Annotated in this window: 11 protein-coding genes; 3 read left to right on the forward strand and 8 right to left on the reverse strand. The window is 72.8% G+C overall.

The window, feature by feature from the left end; genetic code table 11:
• Positions 1 to 724: CocE/NonD family hydrolase (locus HW445_RS12425; protein ID WP_180221086.1), on the reverse strand; the 724-nt coding region annotated here is incomplete at its 3' end.
• A gap of 146 nt (positions 725 to 870) precedes the next feature.
• On the opposite strand from HW445_RS12425, the gene HW445_RS12430 reads away from it, so the two are divergent.
• Together HW445_RS12430 and HW445_RS12435 are read left to right on the forward strand one after the other, a co-directional pair.
• A complete protein-coding gene (locus HW445_RS12430; protein WP_180221087.1) occupies positions 871 to 1,587 on the forward strand; it encodes a TetR/AcrR family transcriptional regulator in 717 nt (238 codons plus the stop codon).
• A gap of 71 nt (positions 1,588 to 1,658) precedes the next feature.
• Entirely contained in the window at positions 1,659 to 2,123 is a 465-nt protein-coding gene (locus HW445_RS12435) for a DNA-binding protein (RefSeq protein ID WP_180221088.1), read from the forward strand.
• Between the two features lie 24 nt (positions 2,124 to 2,147).
• Here HW445_RS12435 and HW445_RS12440 read toward each other — a convergent pair whose 3' ends face one another.
• From HW445_RS12440 to HW445_RS12460, 5 genes are all read right to left on the reverse strand, one after another.
• Positions 2,148 to 2,582 (reverse strand): SgcJ/EcaC family oxidoreductase, encoded by a 435-nt coding sequence (locus HW445_RS12440; protein WP_180221089.1) that lies wholly within the window; start codon positions 2,580 to 2,582, stop codon positions 2,148 to 2,150.
• 123 nt (positions 2,583 to 2,705) lie between these two features.
• Complete coding sequence (locus HW445_RS12445; protein WP_180221090.1) at positions 2,706 to 3,401, reverse strand: DNA polymerase beta superfamily protein; 696 nt, start codon at positions 3,399 to 3,401, stop codon at positions 2,706 to 2,708.
• A 168-nt stretch (positions 3,402 to 3,569) separates the two neighbouring features.
• Positions 3,570 to 3,902: a thioredoxin family protein gene (locus HW445_RS12450; protein WP_308798964.1), complete on the reverse strand. Its 333-nt coding sequence runs from the start codon at positions 3,900 to 3,902 to the stop codon at positions 3,570 to 3,572.
• On the reverse strand, positions 3,899 to 4,324 hold the full coding sequence (locus HW445_RS12455) for a MerR family transcriptional regulator (protein WP_180221091.1): 426 nt from the start codon (positions 4,322 to 4,324) through the stop codon (positions 3,899 to 3,901). Before HW445_RS12455 ends, HW445_RS12450 begins: the two co-directional genes overlap by 4 nt.
• Before the next feature lie 163 nt (positions 4,325 to 4,487).
• Positions 4,488 to 4,694: a hypothetical protein gene (locus HW445_RS12460; protein WP_180221092.1), complete on the reverse strand. Its 207-nt coding sequence runs from the start codon at positions 4,692 to 4,694 to the stop codon at positions 4,488 to 4,490.
• Positions 4,695 to 4,903: 209 nt separating this feature from the next.
• Here HW445_RS12460 and HW445_RS12465 point away from each other — a divergent pair, with 209 nt between their 5' ends.
• On the forward strand, positions 4,904 to 6,562 hold the full coding sequence (locus HW445_RS12465) for a catalase (RefSeq protein ID WP_180221093.1): 1,659 nt from the start codon (positions 4,904 to 4,906) through the stop codon (positions 6,560 to 6,562).
• A gap of 93 nt (positions 6,563 to 6,655) precedes the next feature.
• Here HW445_RS12465 and HW445_RS12470 read toward each other — a convergent pair whose 3' ends face one another.
• Positions 6,656 to 7,039 carry a YkvA family protein gene (locus HW445_RS12470; RefSeq protein ID WP_180221094.1) on the reverse strand — a complete coding sequence of 128 codons (384 nt, stop codon included), beginning with the start codon at positions 7,037 to 7,039 and terminating at the stop codon, positions 6,656 to 6,658.
• A 97-nt stretch (positions 7,040 to 7,136) separates the two neighbouring features.
• A partial coding sequence (locus HW445_RS12475) for a molybdopterin cofactor-binding domain-containing protein (protein WP_180221095.1) occupies positions 7,137 to 7,786 on the reverse strand: 650 nt, incomplete at its 5' end.

Here is a 7,786-nt window from a genome sequence, read left to right on the forward strand (position 1 = left end):
CCTCGCCGAGGGCCTCGCGCCAGGCGGGCCTCATCGGCCAGGCCCCCGCGACGCGGCCGAGGTCGCGGCGCAACCGGTTCGCCGCGGCGGCGAACCGCAGGACGCCCCGGTGCTGATGCGTCATGCCGACGCCGGAGACCAGGGCGTTCTCCAGATGCAGCGCGCCCCCGCCGTGCAGGAACGCGTGGGGATCGTGCAGGCCCACCTGCACGGCCATCGCCTTGAGCTCCGGGGGCGGATCGGCGGCCAGCGCCCACTGGGTGTAGCCGAGATAGCTGGGGCCCACCGTGCCCAGCCGGCCGTCGAACCACGTCCGCCGCCGCAGCCACTCGACCGCGGCGAGCGCGTCGGCGGACTCGTTGCGCCAGTAGTGCCACGCCCCGCCCGACCCGCCGGTGCCCCGGCAGCTCTGCAGGACGACGTGGAACCCCTGCTCGGCGAGGAGGAGCCCGTACATCGGCGACCAGGGCAGACCCCGCCCGTAGGGCGACCGCACCAGCAGGGTCGGGAAGTCGCCCCCGACGCGCGGGAAGTAGTGGTCGGTGACCAGCGCGCTTCCGTCGGCGGCCGGGACCTTGAGGGCGCGCTCGAAGCCGACCGGGTACCGCCGCTCGGGCAGCCCGCGCCAGGTGGCCCGCAGCAGCCGGGAGGAGAGCGGCGGCCTCGTGCCGGACGGCGTCCACGCCGTGGCGCTCGTGGGTGTGGGGTTCTCGGGTGACCGCATCGCCAACTCCTCGGCAGGACAACTCGGGGACTCCGACGAGACAATTCTCGTACGACGTACGACAATAGACCATGCTTGGATGGCGACCGCGAGGTCACGAAGTGCCGCACCGCGGGACGGGGCGGTGGAAGGGCAGGTGGCGAGGGATGTCCGGTGACGGAGCCTCCGTTCCCCAGGGGGTGGACCCCCGCGAACTCTGGCTGCGTCAGGACCGGCCGCGCCGGGGCCGGCGGCCCGCCTTCACCCGGGAGGGAATCGTCGACGCGGCGGTGGGACTGGCCGACGTGGAGGGCCTGGAGGCCGTCACCATGCGGAAGGTCGCCGCGCGGGTCGGCGCGGGGGTCATGTCGCTGTACAGCTACGCCCCGGACAAGGAGACGCTCCTGGAGCTGATGGTCGACCGGGTGGCCGGCGAGCTGTCCGGCGGCCCGGCGCCCACCGGGGACTGGCGGGCCGACCTCAAGGCCGTGGCCCGGTCGCAGCGCGCCAACATGCTGCGCCACCCCTGGCTCCCGGCCGCCCTGGGCTCCCGCCGCACCCCCGGGCCCCACGCCCTCGCGTTCATGGAGCACGTCCTCGCGGCCCTCCGGCCGACCGGGCTGGACGGCGCCGCAAGGATGGAGGTGTTCGCGCAGGTCACCGCGTTCGTCGCCGGACATGTCGCCTACGAGATCACCCAGGCCGCGGCCTCGCGGACCCCCGAACGCCTCGCCGCCGAGGCGCGCTACCTGGCCGAGGTGGCGGCCGACGGGCGTCATCCCGAACTCGCCGAGGCCCTGGCCTCCCCAGGGCGGCCCGTCGACCCGGACGCCACCTTCACCAGATTCCTCGACCGGCTCGTGGACGGTCTCGACGTGGCGTGAACGGTACGGTGTGAACGATCTGTTCACAATAACTCGTTGACAATCGATGCTGTCGAGGAGACGCTGGGTCCATGCCTGAGACCCCCGGACATCCGCTCGGCGTCGACGCCGGCGCCGACCCGTTCCTGCCGCCCGACCCCGAACAGGCGCGTGCCAGGCGCGCCCATTCCGCCCTCTTCCGCATCGCCGAACGGCACGCCGCGACGGATGAGCAGCGCCGCCGCCAGACCAATCCGATGCTGCCGGCGCCGCACGAGGCGGTCCGCGTGGTGGCGTTCCTGCTCAGCGGGGCCGCCCGCCCCGAGGAGGGTGAACCCGAGGTCGACCGGGCGGACATCACCGCCGCGCTCACCCTTCTCCCCTTGGTGAGGGGTGAACTCGACGAACTTGAGACCGGTCTTCTGGAGATGGCCCGCGGCCGGGGCATGACCTGGCAGGAGATCGCGTTCGGTCTCGGCCTGGGCACCCAGCAGGCCGCCCGGCAGCGTTACGAACGCCTGGCCTCCCGCGCCGCCCGGGAGGAGGAGACGCCCTGACCGGCCCGGAGGCCGGCGGGGGTGTCAGCTCTCCGTGCTCACCGCCGTGTTCTGGCAGGCGGTGAGCAGCCACCGGCCGTCCTCCTTGGCGGTGACGTACAGCGGGGTGCCCTCGCCGTCGGGGGTGCCGTCGGGTGCGAAGTACCGCTGACGCACCTTGACCGCGGCGACGTCCGGCCGGACGAAGGTCACGTGCTCCACCTCGTAGGTGGCGCTGCTGCCGTCCGCGGTCCAGCCGGGAAGCGCCTTGGCGGTGAACTCCGCGATGGCCCGGCGCCCGTAGAGGCGGACCCCGCCGCTGGTCGTCCACTGGGCGTCGGCGCGGAAGAGGGCGACGAACCCGTCGACGTGTTCCTCCCGCTGCGCCCGCTCGACGGCCGCCACCAGGGCGTGCAGGGCGGCGGTCTCCCCCTCGGGGTCGGCGGGCGGACGGCTGGGGTCGTGCGTGGAAGAGGTCATGTCCTCACCGTGCGACCTCGACCGCGCTCGAGGTCAAGCTCTTCCCCGCCACGCGTTCACCGCGCCCGTGGGTTCGGCAGCCGGATCGACGCGGTGACGATCCACCGGAACCGGTGGGCCGTTTCAGGGCTCCGCCCGGTAGAAGTGGGCGCGGACCCGGCGCAGCCACGCCTCCACGGGGCGCTCGTCCGGCGCCGCGGGCAGCACGCCACGGGCCTGCGCGAAGGCGGTCTCGTAGTGGCGCAGCAGCGACAGCGCCGCCGTGGGGTCGGCCGCCACCCGCTCGCCGAAGTCGTGGAACTCCCGCGGGTCGTCGACCCGCAGGGTCAGCCGGCCGGTGGTGTACAGCTCCAGCCCCTGCGCGCAGAGCCGCTTGAGGTGGCGGGCGTGCTTGGCGGCCCGTCCGCGCCGCTCGGCCGGGAAGGGGCCGTCGCTCCGGTTCTGCAGGCGCCGGAACTGCTGCTGGGCGTAGCCCAGATACGCGTCCCGCACCCGCCCGGCGCTCAGGAACGCGCTGCGGACGGCGATGAGTTCCTCGCCCAGAGGGGTGCGGACCTCGTACAACTCGTCCGGCAGCCAGACCAGTTCCATGGCGGTGGGGTTGCCGGACAGGGCGAGGCGGCACCATTTGGCGGCCTCGTGCAGGGTGCGGTCCGGGGCCGTGGTGACGTACGACTCCTTCGGCGTCCGCAGCCCGTGCAGTTCCACCGTCGGCGCGGCGAACAGGCCGAGCCGGTCCACGTCGGAGCCGGGGTGGGCGAGGCCGTACGCGGTGGAGCCGACCACGCCGGACAGCAGGACGTTCGCAACAGCGGTCATGGCGCCGCCTCCCCCGGGATCGCGCGGCGGACCGGTGCGGGTCCGCGTGGCGCCCATTGTCGTGAGCGCGGCCGCGCGCGTCACCCGCATTTCCCGCGCGTCACCGTCTCCTCCCGCCCGCCGGGCCCCCGGACCCGCCGGTCCCCGCCCCTCCCGGACCCGCCGTGCCTACAGGGCCTCGTCCAGCTCCGCCTGCAGCCTGCGCCTGGGCCGCGCCCCCACCATGGAACGCAGTGGCTCCCCGTCGCGGAACAGCATGAAGGTCGGCATGGACAGCACCCCGTAGCGGTTGGTCGTCTCCGGGCTGGTGTCCACGTCGAGCTGCACCACCTTCAGCCGCGCGGCCTCCTCCGCCGCGAGCGCGGTGAGCACCGGCGCCATCTGCCGGCACGGCGGGCACCAGTCCGCGGTGAACTCCACCAGGACCGGCAGCTCCGCCCCGAGCACCTCCGTCCCGAAATCCGCGTCCGTCACCTCGGCCACGCCCTTCGCCCTGATCACCCTCGGCCTCCCAGTTCGCAGACGGGTTCCGGGCCCCCCGGAACCAGCGCATCGGCGGCCAGCCCGTCCCGCGCCCGCTCGGCCCTGGCCAGCTGCCGGGCGACCTTCTCCCGGACCGCCCCCAGCCGCTCGATCATCGAGTCCAGCTCGTCGAGCTTGCGCCGGTACACCAGCCGGGACGCCGGGCAGGAATCCCCCTCCGCGTGACCGGCGCGCAGGCACTCGACGAAGGGCCGGGTCTCCTCGAGCCCGAAGCCGAAGTCCTGGAGCGTCCGGATCTGGCGGACCTGCGCGAGGTCGTCCTCGTCGTAGGTGCGGTGCCCGTTGCCGTCCCGTCGCGCCGACAGCAGCCCGCGCGACTCGTAGTACCGCAGGGTCCGGGTGGTGGTCCCGGCCGCAGCGGCCAGCTCGCCGATTCGCATGCCGACGACGGTACGGCTTGACGCCGACGTCAAGGCAAGGCCGCGGTCGGGGACCGGGCGCGCGGGCCGGCCGGACGAGGTCCGGGGCGGGGGCGGGCACACCGAGCACCGGGGGCGGGCCAGGCCGCCCCCGGTGCCGGCGGAAGTGGCCGCCCCGGCCGAGCTAGGGCAGCAACTTCTCCATCGCCGCGGGTCCCTCGGTGGCGAGCTTGCGCTCCGCCCACCTCAAGGTGTCGGGCGTGACGTCACGTCCTGTGGCCAGGACCAGGTCCTCGGGGGTCACCGCGGTGTCGGGACGGGTGTGGAGCTTCCCGTCCGGGGTGACCCCCTCGAAGGATGCGCGGGACTCGTCGGGCTGTGCAGTCGACATGGGTCTCTCCCTCGGCTCGCCGATAGGCACCCGCGTACCCGGAGGAAACATGGCCTATGCCCCGAACGGGGCAAGGAGGGGCAGCGGCTCCCGGTGCACCGTTCGCCTCACCGGATAAAGGGTGCTAAAACCTTAAAAGCCCTATAACTGCGTGTCGCGTGCCCGCATACGGTGCGTGAGCGCGGCGACCAGCGAAGGAGCACCCCCGTATGACGGACGTATCCAGCAAGGGCCCCGCGCAGGGTGACGACAGGGAAATCCTCACCAACCGGCAGGGTCACTTCGTCTACGACAACCAGAACCAGCGCACCGTGGGCGCGCGGGGACCGGCCACGCTGGAGAACTACCAGTTCCTCGAGAAGATCAGCCACTTCGACCGCGAGCGGATCCCGGAGCGTGTGGTGCACGCCCGCGGGGCCACCGCGTTCGGCTACTTCGAGGCCTACGGGGCCTGGGGTGACGAGCCCATCGCGCGCTACACCCGCGCCAAGCTCTTCCAGGAGCGCGGCAAGCGGACCCGGGTCGCCTGCCGCTTCTCCACCGTGATCGGCGGCAGGGACTCCTCGGAGTGCAACCGGGACCCCCGGGGCTTCGCGATCAAGTTCTACACCGAGGACGGCAACTGGGACCTCGTGGGCAACAACCTGGGCGTCTTCTTCATCCGGGACGCCATCAAGTTCCCCGACGTGATCCACGCCCTCAAGCCGGACCCGGTCACCTTCGTCCAGCAGCCGCGCCGGATCTTCGACTTCATGTCGCAGACCCCGGAGTCGATGCACATGCTGGTCAACCTGTTCAGCCCGCGCGGCATCCCGGCGGACTACCGGCATCAGCAGGGCTTCGGCGTCAACACGTACAAGTGGGTCAACCAGCAGGGGGAGACCAAGCTGGTCAAGTACCACTGGATGCCCAAGCAGGGCGTCAGGAGCATGACCGAGGAGGACGCCGCCAACCTCCAGGCGCAGGACGTCGGCCACGCCACGGCGGACCTCTACGGCGCCATCGAACGCGGGGAGTACCCGGAGTGGGAGCTGCTCGTCCAGATGATGGACGACCACGAGCACCCCGAGCTGGACTTCGACCCGCTGGACGACACCAAGACCTGGCCCGAGCAGGAGTTCCCGCCCAAGGCGGTGGGCCGGATGGTGCTCGACCGCTGTCCGGACGACTTCTTCGCCGAGTCCGAGCAGATCGCCTTCGGCACGGGCGTCCTCGTCGACGGCCTGGACTTCTCCGACGACAAGATGCTGGTCGGCCGGACCTTCTCCTACAGCGACACCCAGCGCTACCGGGTGGGCCCCAACTACCTCCAGCTCCCCGTCAACCAGCCCGACCACGGGCTGGTCCGCACCAACCAGCGCGACGGCCAGATGACCTACCACGTCGACGGCGGCGGCGGGAACCCGATCGTCAACTACGAGCCGTCCATCCTGGGCGGGCTGCGCGAGGCCCACTACCCGACCCACGACGAGCAGGGACCGGAGATCCACGGCCGGCTCACCCGCAAGCGCATCCCGCGCACCAACGACTACCTCCAGGCCGGGCAGCGCTACTGCCTGATGGAGCAGTGGGAGCGGGACGACCTGGTCAAGAACATGGTCGACCTGCTCTCCCAGTGCGACCGCCCGGTCCAGGAGCGCATGGTCTGGCACTTCCTGCTGGTGGAGAACGACTTCGGCACCCGGGTCGGCGAGGGGCTGGGCATCGCCGCCAAGGACGTCGCCCACCTCGAGCCGCTGGAGAGCCAGGACCTCACCGACGAGGACAAGCAGCGGCTGCGGAACCTCGGCAACAACCCGCCGCGCGACGTCGAGGGCCTCACCATGACCCACTGCGTCCCCGACGAGCGGTTCGTGGTCGCCCGCTGACCAGGCCTCCCGCCCTGTGCGACGCCCCCCGCGGATCTCCGCGAGGGGCGTCGCACAGGGCGGGAGGCAGAAGAAGGAAGGGACCGGCGGCCCTCAGTCCTCCTGGGTCCTGGCCGTGAGACCGGGCGCACGCGATCCGCCCCGCACGGGCAGCTCTCCGGCGCCGCCCTCGACGGGCTCGCGCGAGCTCTTCGACAGCCTCACGCCCTTCGGCAGCGCGGCCCCCATGGTGCGCAGCGCGAGCAGCAGGGCGCCGATGTCGTCCAGGTACACCGGGTCCGGGACCAGGTCGGCGGGGAGCACCAGGTAGGCGACCGCGCCCCAGAACACCCACTTCGGGCCCGCGGGCAGGCCTGCCCGCCGCAGCGCGCGGCGGGTGCGCACCAGCCGCAGCAGCAGCCGCACCGCGACCGCCAGCAGGACCAGGGCGACCACCACGACCGCCACGATCAGCACCAGCGTCGTCCGCTCGTCCACCGAACACCTCCAGAGCGAGGAGGGCGGCGCGGACGCGACGCCCTCCCTCTCCAGCTTCCCCGACCGGCGGCCCGTACGGCCTCCCGCGTGGCCGAGGTCACGCCCTCCCGTGCTCCGGCGACCGCCGTGCCAGGGCGTCCAGGACACGGTCGGGGGTGAGCGGCAGCTCCCGCATCCGGACGCCCACCGCGTGGTGGAAGGCGTTGCCCACGGCTGCGGCCGTGCCCACGATGCCGATCTCCCCGATGCCCTTGCCGCCGACGGGGTTGAGATGCGGGTCGTCCTCCTCGATCCAGTGCGCCTCGACCGACAGCACGTCGGCGTTGACCGGCACGTGGTAGGCGGCGAGGTCCCGCTCGGCGAAGTCGCCGAAGGCCAGGTCCACGGTCGACCCCTCGGTGAGGGCCATGCCCAGGCCCATCACCATCCCGCCGACGAACTGCGAGCGGGCCGTGCGCGGATTGAGGATGCGCCCGGCCGCGTACACGCCCAGCAGCCGGTTCACCCGGACCTCGCCGGTGACGGTGTCGACGCCGACCTCGGCGAAGTGCGCGCCGAAGGCGTGGCGGGCGTGATCGCTCTCCGCGTCGGCGGTGCCCGCGGTGTCCGCGTGTTCCTCCAGCCCGTCCTGGGGGAGCGGACCGCGGTGGTCGGCGAGCCGCCGGGCCAGCCGAGTGCAGGCCTCGTGCACCGCCCAGCCCCAGGACGCGGTCCCGGACGACCCGCCGGCCAGGGGCGCGGACGGCA

Source organism: Streptomyces sp. UH6, assembly GCF_013421635.1.
Lineage (GTDB): Bacteria > Actinomycetota > Actinomycetes > Streptomycetales > Streptomycetaceae > Streptomyces > Streptomyces abyssomicinicus.